The organism is Actinosynnema pretiosum, from assembly GCF_024171695.1.
GTDB lineage: Bacteria > Actinomycetota > Actinomycetes > Mycobacteriales > Pseudonocardiaceae > Actinosynnema > Actinosynnema pretiosum.
The window spans coordinates 198,770-217,442 of the sequence record NZ_JAMTCF010000015.1; the positions used below are offsets into that span (position 1 = coordinate 198,770).

Consider the following 18,673-nt stretch of genomic DNA (forward strand, 5'->3'; position numbering starts at 1 on the left):
TGCCCGCGCTGCCGGTGCTGACGAACCCCTCCAGCCCCTCCGGCGCCGCCCCCGGCTCGACCCCGTAGTCGTGGTGCATCAGGCCGCTGAACACGCCGACGTCCGTGCCGTGCAGCGAACGCGGGTCGATCCCGGCCCGCTCGACGGTCTCCCACACCACCTCCAGCAGCAGCCGCTGCTGCGGGTCCATCGCCAGCGCCTCGCGCGGCGAGATCCCGAAGAACCCGGCGTCGAAGTCGCCCGCGCCCGGCAGGAACCCGCCCCGGTCCACGTACGAGCGGCCCGGCGAGTCGGACCCGTCGAACAGGACGTCCAGGTCCCAGCCCCGGTCGGTCGGGAACGGCCCGATCGCGTCGACGCCCCCGTCCACCAGCCGCCACAGGTCCTCGGGCGAGGCCACCCCGCCGGGCAGCCTGCACCCCATGGCGACGATCGCCACCGGCTCGTCCGCGCGCGAGGTCCGGCGGGCCTCGGCGACCTGCGGCCGGTCCCCGGTCACCTCGCGCACCAGGTGGTCGGCGAGCGCGGCCGGGGTCGGGTGGTCGAACACCGCCGTCGCGGGCAGGGACGCGTCGGTCGCGGCGTTGATCCGGTCGCGCAGCGCCACGGCGGTCAGCGAGGTGACGCCGAAGTCGCGGAACGCCTGGTCGGCGCGCACCGGGGTGTCCTCGGGCAGGCCGAGCGCGGACGTGACGTGCGCGCGCACCAGGTCCAGCGCGATCCGCCGGGCCCGCTGCCCGCCCGCCTCGGCGAGCCCGCGCCGGAACTCGGCCACCGCGCCCGGCGCGACCCCGGCCGCGCGTCCGCCGTCGACCAGGTCGTGCAGCACCGGCGGCACCACGCCCGCCGCGCGCCGCGATCCGAGCCCGAGCACCACCAGCGACCCCCGGTCGGCGGCGAGCGCGGCGTCGAACGAGGTCAGCGCCTCGGCCATCGGCAGCGCCCCCGCGCCGGGCGGCACGGGCTCGCCGGGCAGCGGCCCCCAGGCCACGGCCAGGCCGGGCAACCCCCGATCGGCGCGCCTGCGCACCAGCGCCTCGGCGAACCGGTCGGCCGCCGCGCGCGCCGGGTCGCCCGCCGAGCCCAGCAGCCCGGCCACCGACGTGACCACCACGAACAGCGCCGGGGCCGCCCGCCGGGTCACCTCGTGCAGGGTGACCAGGGCGCGCGCGGAGTCCGGCAGCGACCGCCCGCCCTGCACGTGCACGACGGCCGCGACCGGCCGGTCCTGCGCGTCGAGCAGGGCGCGCAGCGCGGCCGGGTCGGCCGGGTCGCACACCACCGACCGCGCCAGGGCGCCTGCCGCCGCGAACCCGGCCTCCAGGTCGGCGGCGGCCTGGTCGGGCAGACCGTCGGGGGAGACCAGCAGCAGGTGCCGGGCCCCGTGCGCGGCCACCAGGTGCCGCGCGAGGGCCGCGCCCCGCACCGAGTCCCCACCCGTGACCACGACCACCCCGTCCGGGTCGAGCGCCGGAGCCGGGACGGCCTCGGCGGGCACCGACACCCTGGCCAGCCGGGGCGCCAGCGGCACGCCCCCGCGCACGGCGACCTGCTCGTGCCCACCCGTGACCACCCCGGCCAACGCCGAGGCCCGCCCGTCCCCGGACGCGTCCAGGTCGACCACCACGACCCGGCCGGGGAACGCGGCCTGCACCGACCGGACGACACCCCACACCGGGGCCAGCCGCAACTCCCGCAAGTCCTCCTCGGGCGAGGTCGACACCGCCCCCGAGGTGGCCACGACGAACCGCGCCCCCGCGAGCCGGTCGTCCGTGAGCCACCCGACGAGCCGCCGGGCCACCCCGTCGGCGATCGCGTCCACGTCCCGCGTGACCTCGCCGCGCTCACCGGGAACCACCGCGAGCAGCACGACCTGCGGAACCTCACCCGCACCCGGAGCGCTCCGACCCGAGCCGCCTTCGCCGCCCGACGCATCCGCGCCCGCGCCGCCAGGGTGCGGTTCCCCCGCGCCTGGCTCGCCGCCGACCTGGCCGCCCAGGTGCGGTTCACCCGCGCCTGGAGCGCCGCCACCCCGGCCGCCCGCGCAGGCAGCGCTCCGGCCCGCGCCGCCTTCGCCCGACTCATCCGTGTCCAGGCCGTCCAGGTGCGGATCACCCCCGCCCGGAGCGCCGCCACCCCGGCCGCTCGTGCCCGGAGCGCTCCGGCCCGCGCCGCCTTCGCCCGCGCCCCACTCGCTCGTGGCCGGTTCGCCCACGTCCGCGCCGTCCACGGCAGGTCCGCCCACGCCGCCCGCACCCGACTCGCCTGCGCGCACCCGCGCGCCGGTCCCGTCCGCCCGAGGTTCCCCCGCGCCCGGCCCACCCCCCGCCACCGGTTCCCCACCAGGCTCGCCGATCCGCACCAGCGCGCCCGTCGCCCGCAGCCCCTCCGCGACCCCGAGCGGGTCGCCGTCGGTCAGCACCCAGCTCGCGGTCGCGTCGTCCCCCGGCAGCACCGTCCTTGGCACCCAGTCCAGCCGCAGCAGCGACTGGAACTGCCCGCTCGACGCCGCCCGCAACCGCGCGGGCAGCTCCAGCAGCACGTGGCGGGTCGTCTTCCCCGACGCCGTGCGCGGCACCCGCTCGATCTCGTAGACCTCCTCGGGCACCTTGAAGTACGACAGCTCCTCCCGGCACGCCGCCAGCACCGCCGCCGGGTCGAACCCGCCCGCAGCAGGCACCACGAACACCACCGGCACCTCGCCCAGCACGTCGTGCGGCTTGCCGACGACGGCGACGTCCGCCACCCCCGGCACCGCCCGCACCACCGCCTCGACCTCGCCGGGGTGCACGTTCTCCCCACCCCGGATGATCATCTCCTTGATCCGCCCGGTCACCGCGCAGAACCCGGCCCCGTCGCGCCGCCCCAGGTCGCCCGTCCGGTACCAGCCGTCCCGCAGCACCTCGGCCGTCGCCTCGGGCTGGTTGTGGTAGCCCAGCATCACGCTCGGCCCCGACACCCAGAACTCGCCCTCCTCCCCGGCGGGCACGTCCAGCAGCGTCTCCGGGTCCACCAGCCGCACGGTCAGCCCCGGCACCGGCAGCCCGCACGAACCGGCCACCCGCTCCCCGGACGGCCAGTTCACCGTGATCGCCCCGCACGTCTCGGTGCTGCCGTAGGCGTCGATCAGCGGCACGCCGAACGTGTCCTCGAACGCCCGCAGCAGCTCCGCCGTCGTCACCGCCCCGCCGACCAGGCCCACCCGCAGGTCCGGGGCCGTGAACCCGCGCTCGCGGGCCGCGTCCACCAGGTACCGGTACAGCGTCGGCACGCCTGCCAGGAACGTCGAGCGCTCCTGCTCCAGCGCCGTCAGCACGTCCTGCGCCGACGTGCCGTCCACGATCCGCGTGCTCGCCCCGACCGCCGTGGCGGCCAGCAGGCAGGCGATGTGCGACAGGCTGTGGAACAGCGGCAGCGGCCACAGCACCCGGTCCTCGGCGCGCAGGTCCGGCACCGGCACGTAGCAGGCGGCCACCGACCACAGGCAGCTGCGCTGCGTGGACAGCACGCCCTTGGGGCGACCGGTCGTGCCGGAGGTGTAGAGCATCCAGGCCACGTCGTCCAGCCCGAGCCCGTCGCGCGCGGGCAGTTCCGGCTCCCCGGCGGCCAGCGGCTCGAACGGCACGACCCCGTCCGGCAGCGGCCCGTCCTGCACCGCCACCACGGTCAGGTCGCCGAACCGCTCGGCGCGCAACCGGTCGAACCGCTCCGCCCGCGCCGCGTCGGTGATCACCAGCCGGGCGCCGCTGTCGGACAGCAGGTGGCTCAGCTCGGCGTCGGTCGAGCGCGGGTTCACCGGAACCGCCACGGCGTCCGCGCGGAGCACGCCGAAATAGCTCTCGATCATTTCGACGCGATTTCCCAGGCAGATCATCGCGCGGTCGCCGGGGTGCAGCCGCAACTGCCCGAGGTGACCCGCGAGACGCCGCGTGCGGCGTTCCAGTTCCGCGTGCCCGACCGAACGGCGACCGTCCGAGTAGGCGGTCTTGTCGCCGAAGCGATCCGCGCCCGCCTTCAGCAGTTCGGGAACCGGGCGGATCAGGTCGGTCCGCAGCATGTCACCACGCCCTTCGGTGCGCGCACGGGCAGGACCGGGGTGTCCGCTGGGTGCGGACCCCGGCCCTGCGGCCTGCGCTGGGAAGTCGCTCCTGCCTGTGCTTCCGATTCTTCTTCCGCTTTGCGCGCACTCGCCCCCTAAGGCATCCCCCTGCACCCCCCTGACCTGTTTTGGCGGTGAATTCCGGGTATTGCGCGCCGTTATCGTCGGCGTCGTCGGAACAGCGCGGTGATCCCGCAGAACACGTTCTCGCCCAGGTGGAAGTGGTGGTGGACATGACGCGGACCGGCGCCGCGAAAGCGCCCATCGGCGGACCTCAGGAGACGGGCGCGCCGTCCTGGTCGGGCTGGCTCCTCGCGGACGGCGGAGGCTCCTCCGAACCGCGCGCGGTGACCGGCGTGCTGCCTGCCGTGGTGCGGGAGCTGCGCGCGCGGGACCGGGCCGCGCACTGGTCCTTCCTGCGCGGCGCGGGGACGGGGGTGGCGCTGTGGCTGGGCACGACCGAGGCCGCGCGCGGCCCGGTGCTCGCCGTGCTGTGCGCCGAGGCGGCGGACCGAGGCCTGCGCGTGGACCCCGCCGAGGCGGACGACGGCCTGCCGGTCGAGCAGCTGGTGGAGGTGGCGACCGCGTCCAGCGACCTGGCGGTGGCCGTCGCGGCGGGCACGGGCCCCGGCTGGGGCGACGACCTCGGCGAGGCGGGCGCCCAGGCCACGGTCCTGCACCACCTGGCCGAACTGGTCGCGCTGGCCCCGGAACCGGCCCGACCCCCGTTCCTCTTCCACTGCTGGCAGAGCTGGAGCAGACCGCTGAGCCCGACCGCCCGCACCGAGGCGGCGGTCGCCGCGCAGGGCCGACCGCCGGGCGGCCGGGTGGTCGGCCCCGCGGGCGCGTGGCGGCGCTACCTGGAACAGCTCCGCACGGCCGCCGACCGCCGCCGCCCGGCCTTGCCGCTGCTGTGCGAACAGGCCGCCCTGACCCACAACCGCCTCGGAGTGAGCGCGGCCGTGGCGGCCCGCGCGGCGCTCACCCTGCGCACCGCCCTCGTGACGGCCAGCCGCGACCACGGCTGACCCCGCACGACCACCCGTCGGTCCGCGCTCGACCACCCGTCGGCTCGCGCACGACCACCCGTCAGCCGCGCACGACCACCCCTCGGCCCGTGCCCGTCAGCCGACGTCCGTCAGCCCACGCCCCCACCTGATCGCCTTACCTCCCAACCGTTTCCCCGCTCGACCACTGGGACCGCTCCCAGTCGCCCACCTCGTCCGAGTTCCTGCCCGATCGCCCCCCAACGCGCTCCCCTTCCTGCCCGAGTGCGCCCCCATCAGCCCTGTCCCGCCGCCCGATCGGGTCACCACCCGCGTCCCACCCCAGGAGGAAGCAGTGCCCAGCTCCACCCGTCCCGCCCCCGCCGCGACCACCCGTGAGGTCCGGGTCGAGCTCGGCCCCCGCTCGTACACCGTCCACATCGGACCCGGTGTCCGCGCCCTCCTCCCCGAGGTCGTGCGCGACCTGGGCGCCCGCCGGGCCGTCGTCGTCACCGCCCGCCCGGCGGACCAGACCCCCGACCCCGGCGTCCCCTCCCTGGTCCTCCCCGCCCGCGACGGCGAGCGCGACAAGACCCTCGGCGCCGTCGCCCACCTGTGCAGCCGGTTCGCCGAGTTCGGCCTCACCCGCGCCGACGTCGTCGTCTCCTGCGGCGGCGGCACCACCACCGACGCCGTCGGCCTCGCCGCCTCGCTCTACCACCGGGGCACCCCGGTCGTGCACCTGCCGACCTCGCTCCTCGCCCAGGTCGACGCGAGCGTCGGCGGCAAGACGGCGGTCAACCTCCCCGAGGGCAAGAACCTCGTCGGCGCCTACTGGCAGCCCGCCGCCGTGCTGTGCGACCTCGACCTGCTCGCCACCCTGCCCGAGCGCGAGCTGCGCAACGGCCTCGGCGAGATCGCCCGCTGCCACTTCATCGGCGCGCCCGGCCTCGACCGGTTGCCGCTGCTCGACCAGGTCGCGGCCAGCGTCGCCCTCAAGGCCCGCGTGGTCGCCGCCGACGAGCGCGACTCCGGCCTGCGGCACACCCTCAACTACGGTCACACCCTCGGCCACGCCCTGGAGCTCGCCACCGGTTTCGAGGTGCGGCACGGCGAGGGCGTCGCGATCGGCACCGTCTTCGCGGGCCGCCTGGCGGGCGCGCTCGGCCGGATCGACGGGGACCGGGTGGCCGAGCACCGCTCCGTGGTCGCCGGGTACGGGCTGCCGGTGGCGCTGCCGCCGGGCGTGTCCGACGAGGAGCTGCTGCGGTTCATGCGCCGCGACAAGAAGTCCACCGGTGGCCTGGCGTTCGTGCTCGACGGCCCGAACGGCGTCGAGCTGGTGCGGGACGTGGACGAGCGGGTCGTCGCCACCACCCTGGCCGCGATGCCCCGCGCCTGAACGGGAAGCGGACCGAACGGGGAGCGGCCCGGTCCCGCAGGACCGGGCCGCTCCCCGCGCGTCACTTCGACCGGTCGACGCTCAGCTCCGGCGGCAACTGCTCCCGCTGCTTGATCCCGAGCTTGCGGAACACCCGCGTCAGGTGCTGCTCCACCGTGCTGTGCGTGACGTACAGCTTCACCGCGATCTCCCGGTTGGTCAGCCCCGACGCGGCCAGCGCGGCCACCCGGTGCTCCGAGCTGGTCAACCGGTCCAGGTCCGACCTGCGGGCGGTCGACGTCAGCTGCGCGGGCACCAGGCCGTCCGAGGTGGGCATCAGCTCCTCGCACAGCGGAGCCGCCTCGCACATCCGCGCGACGTGCCACCCGCGCCGGATCACCCGGCGGGCCAGCTTGTTCTCGCCCAGCGCCCGCTGCGCCCTGCCCAGGTCGCGCAGGGTCCGCGCCAGCTCGTACTTGTCGTCCACCGCCTCGAACACCGCCATCGCCTCCCGCAGCAGCTGCGGGTGCCGCTTCACCGAGCTGGTCGCCGCGAGCAGCCGCAGCGCCTGGCCGCGCGCCCGGCGGCTGTCCGTGCCCGGCCGCCCGAGCTGCTCGTGGATCAGCGCCCGCGCCTGGTCCCGGTTGCCCAGCGCCAGCCACGTCTCCGCCGCGGCGGTCCGCCACGGCACCGGCGCGCACCCGCTGCCCAGCCCCCACCGGGTCAGCTGCTCCCCGCACAGCAGGAAGTCGCCCAGCGCGGCGCGGGGCCGCTCCCGCGCGAGGAAGAAGTGCCCGCGCGCGTACAGGTAGTCCACGCTGTTGCGGTGCCCGAACACCCCGTTCGGCACCGGCTGCGCCACCACCGCCGCCGCCTCGTCGTAGCGGCCCATCCTGGTCAGCGCGAGGATGCGGGTGCTCAGCGGCAACCCCACCGACACGCCCCACGCGGTGGGGGAGACCACGGTCAGCGCCTCCTGCGCCAGCTCGTCCGCCCCGGGGTGGTCGCCCCTGCGCAGCGCCGACTCGGCCGCCAGCGCCAGCACCTGCGCGCGCGGCATCGGCAGCAGCGGCGCCGCCCGCGCCGACAGCAGCTGCTCGCACCACGCGGCGGCCACGTCCGCGCGGTCGGAGCAGACCAGCGCGGACAGCGCCAGCACGGCCGCCCCGCCGTAGCAGCCCGACTCGCGGGCCAGCTGCAACTCGCGCAGCACCGCCTCGGCCCGGCCCGCCACGTCGTCGCTGTCCCCGGCCACCAGCACGTCCAGCAGCACCGCCGTCGCCCTCGGCACCAGGTCCGCCCTGGTGCGCGCCGAGTCCGAGGTCCGCCCCGGCGCCGCCCTCGGCCGGGCCGCGCCGGGGTAGGTGCTGGTCAGCCAGTGCTCCAGCACCGGCACCTCCTCGGCGGCGCGCGGGTCGGTCCGCAGCCGGGCGAGCACCGCGTCCGAGTCGGCGGTGTTCCCGGCCCAGCGCAGGTGCTTCATCAGCACCGCGCTGTCGCGCACCGACAACCGGCCCGCGTGGAACGCGGCCAGCAGCGCGGTGTGGTGCCTGGCCGAGGTCGACGGGTTGACCAGCCACTCGGCCGTGGCCAGCCGCGCCTGCACGGCCGTCCGGCGCTCCCGGTCCGGGCTGCAGTCGAGCGCGCGCTGGAGCAGCGCCACCGCCGCCGTGGGCTCGCCGCGCTGCACCACCAGCTCCGCCGCGTCCACCAGCAGGTCGGCCGCCCACGGGTCGGTGATCCGGCCCGCCCGCAGCAGGTGGTCGGCGATGTCGGTGACCGAGCCGCCCTGGTCGCGCAGCAGCCGGGCGGCCCTGCGGTGCAGCACCTCGTGCTCGGCGACCGGGGTGTCCGCGACCACCGCGCGGCGGGCCGCGTCGTGCCGGAAGCCGTCCTCGTCCAGCAGCCCCGACTCCTGCAGCGCGTTCAGCACCTGGGCGACCTGCTCCGGCTCGTTCCCGGACACCCGCCCCAGGTCCGACGGCGAGCAGCGGCCCAGCACGGCGAGCGCGCGCACGGTGTCCAGGAACAGCGGCTCGTTGCGGTGCAGGCAGGACAGGAACGAGTTGCCGTAGCCGATCTCGCGCGGCTCGCCCGCCTCCAGCACGTCCACCACCAGCGCGTGCAGCAGCAGCGGGTTGCCGCCGGTCAGCGCGGCGAAGTCGACCCGCTTGGCCACGTCCGCGCCGACCGCCCGCACCGCCTCCTCCCGCACCCGCGCGGTCGGCAGCGGGGCGACCCTGACCAGCCCGAGGCCGCGCAGGCGCAGCAGCTCGTAGCGCAGCGGCGGGAAGCTCACCGGCAGCAGCAGGTCGTCGGTGAGCAGCAGCCGCACCCGCGCGGTGTCCAGCCGGTGCACCAGCTGCAGCAGCACGTGCAGCGAGGCGGTGTCGCCGTGGCGGACATCGTCCACCGCGATGACCAGCGGCACCTCCTCGGACAGCGCGATCAGCGCCGCGCACAGCGAGTGGTAGAGCTGGAGCAGCGCAGCCTCGTCCACCGGCCGCGTCGCCGGGGCGAGCAGCTCGCCGAGGTCGGCGACCAGGCGCGGGTCGACCCTGGCCATGCCGGGGGAGGCGACCAGCTGGGCGAGCACCCCGAACGGCAGCTCGGTCTCCGGCGGGGTGCAGGTGGCGGTGAGCACGAGGTGGTCCTCGGCGGCGATCCGGTCGACGAGGCGCCGCAGCGCCGTCGTCTTGCCGCAGGCGGGTGGTCCGTCCACGAGGAACGCCCGTCCCGCCCGGTCCGGCAGGTCCACCGCGAGGTGCTCGACGGCGAACTGGATCTCGGGTGCGCGCAGAAGCTCCACTGGGGAAGTGGTCCTTTCCGTGGTCCGAGGAGGTGTGGTCCGGAAGACGGCTCGGCCGTCGGGACCGGGTGGCCAAGCTCCTGAAGCCCGTTATGCCCTCCACCGCGCGCGGGGCGGGCACTCGACCCGCCAGTTACGCGGCGGTAACTTTTTCAGGTTCGTTCACCGCGCCCTCTCGCGGGGTTCGGCTCGCGTTCGCGGTGCGGTCCGCCGTTCCATCTTCACCATTGTTGGGCATGTGGGCAAGCGGCTTAGGGGTGGGCCTAGCTCCCCTCCCGGTTAACCGCCGAGGGGGCGGGAAAGATATCCCTGCTGCATTCGGTTGCACCGGCGGGTGTGATCGGGGCAGGTCCGGTTGATGCCACGCCGCGTGGACTGGAGTTGTTGCCAACTGTGACTGCTTCTGAGGTGACCGGCGCCACTCTGCTCCGAACGGGTTGAGCTGCCCTTGGGTAGGTTCAACCCGTGCTACGTGCGAGCTTGGCCCTCCGCTGGGCCGAACGGAGGTGCCCGCTCGCTGCCCGGTTGGCCGGGCTCGTCGCGCTCCGCCCTGCGGGTGGGGCGTGTTGATACTGACTGAGCGTGATGTCAGTCGGTGACCTGGTCGGGGTGGCGGGTGTTTCACGGGTGGTTGTCGGGGGGTTTTGAGGGTCTTGTTGCCCGTCTTTCCGGTGAGGTTGGTGTGCGGGTTCGGCAAAACTCTTTCCCGGCTGTTCGGTAAATGTCCCGAGCCCTATTCGACTGCGTTTGTCGAACCTCGTTCCCCGGCCTTTTGTGCCCACTTCCGGCCCTGTCCCCGCTCCCGCTCGTCCCGCCCGTGAACAGGTGTTCCCCGCGTCGGGGCGTCGGAGCCGCGCGGTGGTGGTGTTCGACGTGGGAGGGAAACCCGCAGCGACGCCCGCATTGCCCGGAGCCCGTCCGGGGGATGTCGGGGACTGTCGGCAACGTCCCCGGCGGGCCCCTTTTCACCGGTACCGCAGCGTCTCGTCAGGCCCGGCCATGTCGAAAATCCGCGAGACGCCCACCCGCGTCCCCACCGACGTGGAAATCGTCGGGCAGGCCTGGGGCGACCCCACCCGCGCCCGTGAGAGCCTGACCGCGTGCACCGGGACTACGAGCTCCACCCGACCCCGCCGTCCACCGACGACTACCTCCGCCTGCGCGCCGAGTCCGGTCTGTCGCCCAGGACCCCGGAGCAGGCCGCCGCCGCACTGCCCGGCGCCTGGGCCTCGTGCCACGTCACGCACGCGAACGGCGAGACCGTCGGCATGGGGCGCGTCCTCGGCGACGGCGGCTGGTACTTCCACATCGTTGACATGGCCGTGCTGCCGGAGCACCAGGGCAGGGGCATCGGCGGCGCGGTCATGACCGCCCTGCTCCAGCGCATCCGCGAGGCCGCCCCGCCCGGCGCGTTCGTGACCCTGCTGGCCGACCCGCCCGGCCGCCCGCTGTACCTGAAGCACGGTTTCACCGAGACCGCGCCCGACTCGATCGGGATGGCGCTGACGCTCTAGCGCCGGACGCGCAGGGGGCGTGCCACCGCCGCGAGCGCGTCAGCGTCCGTCGACCTCCGGCTCGACCCCGCCCCCGACCCGCGTCGCGCCCCCGGCCCGTCCGACGAGCGAGAGCAGCCTCTCCTCGTCGACCGAGCCGGGTTCGGCGGTGCACGCGCACACGTGCCGGGTCTCGGTGGCGGAGACCGGCAGGTCCACCGAGTGGTAGCTCAGGCTCAGCGTCCCCGCCACGGGGTGCCGGAAGACCTTGGCGCCGCGCGGGTGCAGCAGCACGTCGTGCGCGGCCCACCGCGCCCGGAACTCGCCGCTCGCCCCCGTCAGCTCCCCGACCAGCTCGCGGATCCCCACGTCGCGCGGATCGCGCCCGGCCTCGGCGCGCAGCGCGGCGACGAGCACGTCGGCCGTGCCGCCCCAGTCCCCGTAGAAGTCGCGGGCGCCGGGGTCGAGGAAGTGGTACCTGGCCAGGTTCGCCCGACCGCTCCCGGTCGTGGCGCCGCTGGCGAACAGCGGCGCGTAGAGCGCGCGGGCCAGCGCGTTCGCGGCCAGCACGTCCTGGCGCCTGCCGGTGATCATCGCCGAGGACAGCGTCATGCCGTCCAGCAACCACCGCGCGCTCTCCGGCAGCCCCTCCTCCACCTCGGCGACCCGGCGCGCGGGCCGGGCCGCGCGCGCGAGGTCGAACAGGTAGACCCGCTCCTCCTCGTCCAGCCGCAGCACCCCCGCCACGGCGTCGAGCACCTCCCGCGACACCTCGCCGATGTGCCCCTTCTCCAAGCGGGTGTACCAGTCGACGCTGACCCCGGCGAGCAGCGCGACCTCCTCCCGCCGCAACCCCGGCACCCGCCGCCGCCCACCCGAGGGCAACCCGGCCCGCCCCGGACTGATCCGGGCCCGCCTGCTGATCAGGAAGTCCCGCACGTCGGCCCGGTTCCCCACCGAGCGCACCCCGTTGCCCACCCCACCACTCTAGGCGGCCCCTCCTCCCGCGAGGGGGGTGGAGATCATCCCCCCGATGAACGCCTCCTGCCACCCCGGGCCCGGAACCGCTTGCATGGCAGCAGTTCCCATCCGCTCACCACCCCGGAGCCCACCATGCGCCCCCTCCTCGGCACCGCCCTCGCCGCGACCCTGCTCCTCACCCCCCTCACCCCGCCCGCAGCCGCGTCCCACCACCCCGCAGACCACCACCCCGCACCCCAGCACCGCGTCGACCGCTACACCGTCCCCGGTGACCGGGCCTACCCCGAGGGCATCGCCCGCGACCCCGGAACGCCGCACTTCTACGTGAGCGGGACGACCGACGGCACGATCTGGCGCGGCCACGTCGGCCGCCCGACCCTGGAGCCCTTCCTCCCGGCCGGTCAGCACGGCCGCACCACCGCCGTGGGCATGAAGATCACGGGCGGCAGGCTGGTCGTCGCGGGCGGGGCCACCGGCAAGGTCTTCGTCCACAGCACCCGGACCGGCGCGCTCCTGCACGTGTTCGACTCCGGCGCGCGCGACGGCCTGGTCAACGACGTCGCCATCGCCCCGAACGGCGACGCCTACGTCACCGACTCGTTCCGCCCGGTCCTCTACCGGATCACCGCCGCGCAGCTGGCGAGCCCGCAGGTCCACCAGCCACTGCGGACGTTCGTGGACCTCACCGACTCCCCGGTGCGCTACGAGGAGGGCATCAACGGCAACGGCCTGGTGGTCACCCCGGACGGCCGCCACGTCATCATGGCCGACACCAACTCCCAGGCGTTCTACCGCGTCAGCACCCGGACCGGCGCCGTCACCCCGGTCGACCTGGGCGGGGTGACCGACATCGGCTCGGACGGCCTGCTCCTGCGCGACGGCGACCTGTACAGCGTCACCAGCCTGTTCCACCCGGAGGGCGAGATCAGCGTCCTGCGGCTGAGCGAGGACGACTCGCGCGCCACGGTGCTGCGCCGGATCAACGGCAGGGGCATGGACGTCCCGTCGACGGCGGCCTTCGACGGCGACGACCTGCTGGTGGTCAACTTCCAGTACCAGATCGCCGAGCCGAACCTCCCGTTCACCGTCGTGCGGGTCCGCCCCTGACCCCGCCGCCCGCACCCGAAAACCTTGCGAAACCTTTGCGCGCGAAGCTAAAACGCCCCCCGGACTTTAGCTTTGACCAGCGCAAACCGCCTGGCTACAGTCCAGTGGGCGGGGGAGTGCCGCCCCACCCCGCCGCTCCCGGTCGGCCGCGCCGACCACCCGTCGACGACGACGAAGGGCGACCATGCGCCTCGCAAGGCTGTTCACCCCGCAGCGGACCGGGGTCGGCGCGATCGCCGCCACCTCGCTGGCCCTGGTGGCCACCCTCGCCGCACTCCCGCCCCTGGCCTCCGCCGCCCCCGGCTGCTCGGTCGCCTACACCACGACCTCCCAGTGGCAGGGCGGTTTCACCGCGAGCGTGGCCATCACCAACGTCGGCGACGCCGTCGACGGCTGGACGCTCACCTGGGCCTACGGCGCGGGCCAGCGGGTGGCGCAGGCCTGGAGCGCGGAGGTGTCCCAGAGCGGCGAGCGGGTCAGCGCCCGCAACGCCTCCTACAACGCCGCCATCCCCACCGGCGGTCGCGTCGAGTTCGGGTTCACCGCGACCGCCACCGGGGCCAACCCGGACCCGACCTCCTTCAGCCTCAACGGAACCGCGTGCACGGGAGGAGCCGGTCCCACGACCACCACGCCCCCGACCACCACACCGCCCACCACCACGACCCCGCAGCAGCCGGGCGGCTCGCTGCCGAGCAGCTTCCGCTGGTCCTCCAGCGGCGCGCTGATCGGCCCCAAGCCGGACCAGGCGCACGCCAACGTCGCGGTCAAGGACCCCAGCGTGGTGCGGCACAACGGCCGCTACCACGTGTTCGCCTCGGTCTACACCACCGGCTACAACCTCGTGCACACCAGCTTCACCGACTGGTCCCAGGCCGCCTCGGCCCCGCACTACTACCTGGACCGCTCCGGCATCGGCACGGGCTACCGGGCCGCGCCGCAGGTGTTCTACTTCGCCCCGCAACGCCTGTGGTACCTGGTGTACCAGACCGGTTCCAACGCCTCGTACTCCACGACCGCCGACATCGAGAACCCCGCGTCCTGGTCCGCGCCGAGGAACTTCTACGCGAACGGGATGCCGCAGATCATCCGCGACAACATCGGCAACGGCTACTGGGTCGACTTCTGGACCGTCTGCGACACCGCCAAGTGCTACCTGTTCTCCTCCGACGACAACGGCCACCTGTACCGCTCGGAGACCAGCCTCGCCCAGTTCCCCAACGGCTTCACCAACACCGTGATCGCCATGCAGGACAGCAACCGCAACCGGCTGTTCGAGGCCTCCAACGTCTACAAGGTCGCGGGCAGGGAGCAGTGGCTCATGCTGCACGAGGCGATCGGCTCGGACGGCCGCCGCTGGTTCCGCTCCTGGACCGCCCCGGCGATCACCGGTCCGTGGACCGCGCTGGCGGACAGCGAGTCGAACCCGTTCGCCAGGGCCAACAACACCACGTTCCCCGGCGGCCAGTGGACGCGCGACATCAGCCACGGCGAGCTGGTGCGCAGCGGGACCGACCAGAGCATGGAGATCAACCCCTGCAAGCTGAGCTACCTGTACCAGGGCCTGGACCCCAACGCCTCCGGCGACTACAACCGCCTGCCCTGGCGGCTGGGCCTGCTGACCCAGACCAACTCCCCCTGCTGACCCCCACGACCGCCGCCGCGCCCGACAAGTCCACCGCCGCCACGACCGCCGCCGCGCCCAGAGCCAACTCCCGGACACCAGGAGAGGCACACCGATGCCCCGTCAACGCCGATGGGCGCCCATCGCCCTGGCCGTGCTCGGCCTCGTGGCGGCGAGCCTGACCACCACCACCCACCCGGCCCGCGCGGCCGAGACCTACACCAACCCCGTGCTGTGGCAGGACTTCGCCGACATCGACGTCCTGCGCGTGGACGACACCTACTACTACTCCGCCTCCACCATGCACTACTCGCCCGGCGCGCCCGTGCTGCGCTCCTACGACCTGGTCAACTGGGAGTTCGCCGGCCACTCCGTGCCGCGCCTCGACTTCGACGCCAAGTACGACCTGGCCAACGGCTCCCGCGCCTACGTCAACGGGATCTGGGCGTCGTTCCTGGCCCACCGCAAGAGCAACCGCACCTTCTACTGGGGTGGCTGCGTCGACTTCGCCCGCACCCACCTCTACACCGCCACCGCCGTGGACGGCCAGTGGTCCAAGCACACCACCATCAACAAGTGCTACTACGACGCCGGGATGCTCGTGGACGACGACGACGCCCTGTACGTCGCCCACGGCAACACCACCATCAGCGTCGCCCAGCTCTCCGCCGACGGGAAGTCGGAGGTCCGCTCGCAGCAGGTGTTCCAGACCCCGTCGAACATCGGCACCCTGGAGGGGGCCCGCTTCTACAAGCGCGGCGGCAACTACTACATCTGGCTCACCAGGCCCGCGAACGGCCAGTACGTGCTCAAGTCGGCCAGCCCGTTCGGCCCGTACTCGATCCAGCAGGTGCTGCTCGACCTGCCGTCGCCGATCCCCGGCGGGGGAGTGCCGCACCAGGGCGGCCTGGTGCAGACCCAGAACGGCGACTGGCACTACCTGGCGTTCGTCGACGCCTACCCCGGCGGGCGCGTGCCCGTGCTCGCGCCGATCACCTGGACCTCGGACGGCTGGCCGCGCGTCACCACCGTCAACGGAGGCTGGGGAGCCACCTACCCGAAGCCGAACCTGCCCGCGCCCCCGCGCCAGGTCAAACCCATGATCGGCGCCGACACCTTCGCGGGTTCCGCGCTCGGACCGCAGTGGGAGTGGAACCACAACCCGGACACCTCCAAGTACAGCGTCGGCAACGGCCTGCGCCTGTCCACGGCCACCGTCACCAACGACCTGTACTCCGCCCGCAACACCCTCACCCACCGCATCCAGGGCCCCACCTCCACCGGCACCGTGGAACTGGACCTGTCGGCGATGCGCGACGGCGACCGCACCGGACTGGCCGTGCTGCGCGACTCCTCGGCGTGGATCGGCGTCAAGCGCGACAACGGCCGCAACCGGGTCGTCTCCGTCACCGGCCTGACCATGGACGGCTCGTGGCGCACGACGGGAACCGGCTACGAGGTCGCCGGGGCCGACCTGAACGGCACCCGGATCTGGTTGCGCGCCAACGCCGACATCCGCCCCGGCAGCGGCAGGCAGGTCAGGTTCTCCTACAGCACCAACGGCGTCGACTTCACCGCCTTCGGCCCGGCCTTCACGCTCAAGAACGACTGGCGCTTCTTCATGGGCTACCGCTTCGCCGTCTTCAACCACGCCACCACCGCCCTCGGCGGCGCGGTCACCGCCCGGCGCTTCGACCTGACCACCCCATGACCACCACACGAAGGGCAGATCCCTTGGCGCGCAACAGGGTCCTCGCGGCAGCGGCCATCGCGCTGCTCACCTTCGCGGCGGGGCTGATCACCACCAGCGCGAGCGGAGCGGCGGGTGATCCCGGCGCGAGCGCCACCACGGAGGGCTGCGGCAAGGCCCCCGCCCTCGCCAGCGGCACGCGCACCATCACCAGCAGCGGCAAGACCCGCACCTACGTCCTCAAGCTCCCCGACACCTACGACCGCACCCGCGCCCACCGCGTCGTGTTCGGCTTCCACTGGCTCGGCGGCACCGCCAACGACGTCGCCACCGGCCAGACCGTGCAGCGCGACGTCTGGTCCTACTACGGCCTGCGACGCCTGGCGGGCGACAGCACGATCTTCGTCGCCCCGCAGGGCTTGAACAACGGCTGGGCCAACAACGGCGGCGAGGACATCACCCTCGTCGACGACATCGTCCGCCAGCTCGACACCGGCCTGTGCGTGGACACCACCCAGCGCTTCGCCACCGGCTTCAGCTACGGCGGCGCGATGTCCTACTCGGTTGCCTGCTCGCGGCCCACCGCGTTCCGCGCGGTCGCGGTCATCGCGGGCGGCGTGCTCAGCGGCTGCGCGGGCGGCGCGCAGCCCATCGCCTACCTCGGGATCCACGGCCTGCGCGACAGCGTCCTGGCCATCTCCGGCGGGCGCTCGATGCGCGACCGGTTCGTGCGCAACAACGGCTGCGCCGCGCAGAACCCGCCGGAGCCGTCCCAGGGCAGCCTGACCCACCGGGGCACCACCTACACCGGCTGCCGTGCGGGCCACCCGGTGCGCTGGGTCGCGTTCGACGAGGGCCACATCGCCGCGCCGCAGGACGGCGCGCCCGGCGACAGCGGCGCCAGGACGTGGGCGCCGGACGAGACCTGGCGGTTCTTCACCCAGTTCGCCGGAACCGACCCCGACCCCACCGGCACCACCACGACCACGACCACGACCACGCCCGGCGAACCGCAGCCGGGCGCCTGCCGGGTGTCGGCCACCGTCAACGCCTGGGGCAACGGCCTGACGGCGGAGCTCGGCATCACCAACACCGGGACCACGCAGGTGCGGGGCTGGTCGCTGGAGTTCACGCTCCCCGCAGGCCAGGTGATCACCTCGGGCTGGAACGCCTCGTACGCGCCCGGCTCCGGCCGGGTGACCGCCCGCGACGCGGGCTACAACGCGGCGATCCCACCCGGTGGCAGGGTCGGCATCGGCTACCAGGTCACCCACAGCGGGGACGCGGCCCCACCTTCGGGGTTCTCCTTGAACGGCGCGGCCTGCACGATGGGGTAGGACCTCGCGCGGGGCTGCCGCGCGACCGGTGACGGGAGGAACGGGTGACGGGCACATCCCCGCAGGCGGGCAGGCGGACGCGCGTGACGCTGGCCGACGTCGCGTCCGCCTGCGCGGTGTCGGTGCCCACCGCCTCCCTGGTGCTCTCCGGTCGCGCCAGGGAGCTGCGCATCTCGACCGCCGTCGAGCGCAGGGTCCGGGCCACCGCCGAGCAGCTCGGCTACCGCCGCGACACGCTGCTCTCCGCCTCCCGCACCAGGACCCTGGGCTTCGTCTCCGACGCCGTCGCCTCGGCCAAGCTGTCCGGCGAGCTGATCGAGGGCGCGGTCGACGCCGCCCACCGGCACGGGTTCACCCTCTTCGCCGGGGAGAGCGGCGGCGACCGGGACGTCGAGGCGGCGCTGGTGGCCTCGCTGCGCGCCCAGCGGGTGGAGGGCGTCGTCTTCGCGGCCAGGTTCCCCCGGCTCCTCGACGTCCCCGACGCGCTGCGCGACGGCCCCTCCGTGCTGCTGAACGTGCTGCCCGCCAACGACTTCCCCGCGCACGCCGTCCTCCCCGACGACCGGGGCGGCGGCCGTTCGGCGGCGCGCGTGCTGCTCGACGCCGGGCACCGCGAGGGCGTGCACCTGATCGGCACCGGGCCCACGGCCGAGGCGATCGACCCGCGCCACATCGCCGCCGTGGCCCGCCTCTCCGGCGCGCTGGAGACCTTCGCGGCGGCCGGGGTGGAGGTGGAGAGCGTGCGCCCGTGCCAGGAGTGGATGCCCGAGAACGGCTACCGCGCCACCCTCGACCTCCTGTCCCACCACCGCCCCCGCGCGCTCCTGTGCTTCAACGACCGCTTGGCGTTCGGCGCCTGCCAGGCGCTCGCGGAGGCGGGCCTGTCCGTGCCGGACGACGTCTCCGTGGTGGGCTTCGACGACCACCCCGTGGCCGCCTGGATGCGCCCACGCCTGACCACCGTCGCCCTGCCGCACCACCGCCTGGGCGCGACGGCCGTGGAACTCCTCCTGTCCCGCCCCCGCCGGGACCGAGGCCCGACGACCGTGCACCACGTCCCGATGCCGGTGGTGGCGGGGGGATCGGTGCGCGCGGTCGAGCACGCCTGAGGCGGGTTCGGCGCCCGGCCGGACGGGCAGGCGGGCAGGCGGGGAGGCCGTCGGGGC

The 18,673-nt window shown here is 74.5% G+C and carries 11 protein-coding genes (1 of these 11 only partly in view); 8 read left to right on the forward strand and 3 right to left on the reverse strand.

The genetic code is table 11. The annotated features are described in order from the left end of the window. Nucleotides 1-4,057, reverse strand: the 5' end (the start) of a protein-coding gene (locus LV78_RS28425) for a type I polyketide synthase (RefSeq protein WP_253848737.1). 16,433 nt of this gene lie to the left of the window's left edge; only the first 4,057 of its 20,490 coding nucleotides appear in the window; the start codon lies at nucleotides 4,055-4,057; the stop codon falls past the left edge of the window. 275 nt (nucleotides 4,058-4,332) lie between these two features. Between LV78_RS28425 and LV78_RS28430 the strand changes: the two genes are divergently transcribed. Further along, the gene (locus LV78_RS28430) at nucleotides 4,333-5,127 is read left to right on the forward strand and encodes a hypothetical protein (RefSeq protein WP_253848738.1); all 795 of its coding nucleotides are present in this window, start codon (nucleotides 4,333-4,335) and stop codon (nucleotides 5,125-5,127) included. Nucleotides 5,128-5,440: 313 nt separating this feature from the next. Next, nucleotides 5,441-6,487, forward strand: a complete 1,047-nt coding sequence (locus LV78_RS28435) for a 3-dehydroquinate synthase family protein (RefSeq protein WP_253848739.1) — start codon at nucleotides 5,441-5,443, stop codon at nucleotides 6,485-6,487. Nucleotides 6,488-6,548: 61 nt separating this feature from the next. On the opposite strand, the gene LV78_RS28440 is transcribed toward LV78_RS28435, so the two are convergent. Continuing rightward, complete coding sequence (locus tag LV78_RS28440; RefSeq protein WP_253848740.1) at nucleotides 6,549-9,275, reverse strand: helix-turn-helix transcriptional regulator; 2,727 nt, start codon at nucleotides 9,273-9,275, stop codon at nucleotides 6,549-6,551. Between the two features lie 1,100 nt (nucleotides 9,276-10,375). On the opposite strand from LV78_RS28440, the gene LV78_RS28445 reads away from it, so the two are divergent. Continuing rightward, entirely contained in the window at nucleotides 10,376-10,789 is a 414-nt protein-coding gene (locus tag LV78_RS28445; protein WP_253848741.1) for a GNAT family N-acetyltransferase, read from the forward strand. A 39-nt stretch (nucleotides 10,790-10,828) separates the two neighbouring features. Here LV78_RS28445 and LV78_RS28450 read toward each other — a convergent pair whose 3' ends face one another. Continuing rightward, on the reverse strand, nucleotides 10,829-11,746 hold the full coding sequence (locus LV78_RS28450; protein WP_253848742.1) for a helix-turn-helix transcriptional regulator: 918 nt from the start codon (nucleotides 11,744-11,746) through the stop codon (nucleotides 10,829-10,831). Nucleotides 11,747-11,881: 135 nt separating this feature from the next. Between LV78_RS28450 and LV78_RS28455 the strand changes: the two genes are divergently transcribed. The 5 genes from LV78_RS28455 (at nucleotide 11,882) to LV78_RS28475 (ending at nucleotide 18,616) form a co-directional block, all read left to right on the forward strand. Next, nucleotides 11,882-12,856, forward strand: coding sequence for an SMP-30/gluconolactonase/LRE family protein (locus tag LV78_RS28455; RefSeq protein WP_253848743.1), 975 nt, complete (start codon nucleotides 11,882-11,884; stop codon nucleotides 12,854-12,856). A gap of 184 nt (nucleotides 12,857-13,040) precedes the next feature. Further along, the gene (locus tag LV78_RS28460) at nucleotides 13,041-14,501 is read left to right on the forward strand and encodes a glycoside hydrolase family 62 protein (RefSeq protein WP_253848744.1); all 1,461 of its coding nucleotides are present in this window, start codon (nucleotides 13,041-13,043) and stop codon (nucleotides 14,499-14,501) included. A gap of 94 nt (nucleotides 14,502-14,595) precedes the next feature. Continuing rightward, complete coding sequence (locus LV78_RS28465; protein WP_253848745.1) at nucleotides 14,596-16,191, forward strand: glycoside hydrolase family 43 protein; 1,596 nt, start codon at nucleotides 14,596-14,598, stop codon at nucleotides 16,189-16,191. 23 nt (nucleotides 16,192-16,214) lie between these two features. Next, nucleotides 16,215-17,507, forward strand: a complete 1,293-nt coding sequence (locus LV78_RS28470; RefSeq protein WP_253848746.1) for a CE1 family esterase — start codon at nucleotides 16,215-16,217, stop codon at nucleotides 17,505-17,507. Nucleotides 17,508-17,551: 44 nt separating this feature from the next. Then, nucleotides 17,552-18,616: a LacI family DNA-binding transcriptional regulator gene (locus tag LV78_RS28475; protein ID WP_253848747.1), complete on the forward strand. Its 1,065-nt coding sequence runs from the start codon at nucleotides 17,552-17,554 to the stop codon at nucleotides 18,614-18,616. Nucleotides 18,617-18,673 lie beyond the last annotated feature (57 nt).

Coding starts and splice junctions, on each gene's coding strand:
- LV78_RS28465 (WP_253848745.1), top strand. CDS start 14,596: ATGCCCCGTCAACGCCGATGGGCGCCCATCGCCCTGGCCGTGCTCGGC.
- LV78_RS28430 (WP_253848738.1), top strand. CDS start 4,333: ATGACGCGGACCGGCGCCGCGAAAGCGCCCATCGGCGGACCTCAGGAG.
- LV78_RS28455 (WP_253848743.1), top strand. CDS start 11,882: ATGCGCCCCCTCCTCGGCACCGCCCTCGCCGCGACCCTGCTCCTCACC.
- LV78_RS28460 (WP_253848744.1), top strand. CDS start 13,041: ATGCGCCTCGCAAGGCTGTTCACCCCGCAGCGGACCGGGGTCGGCGCG.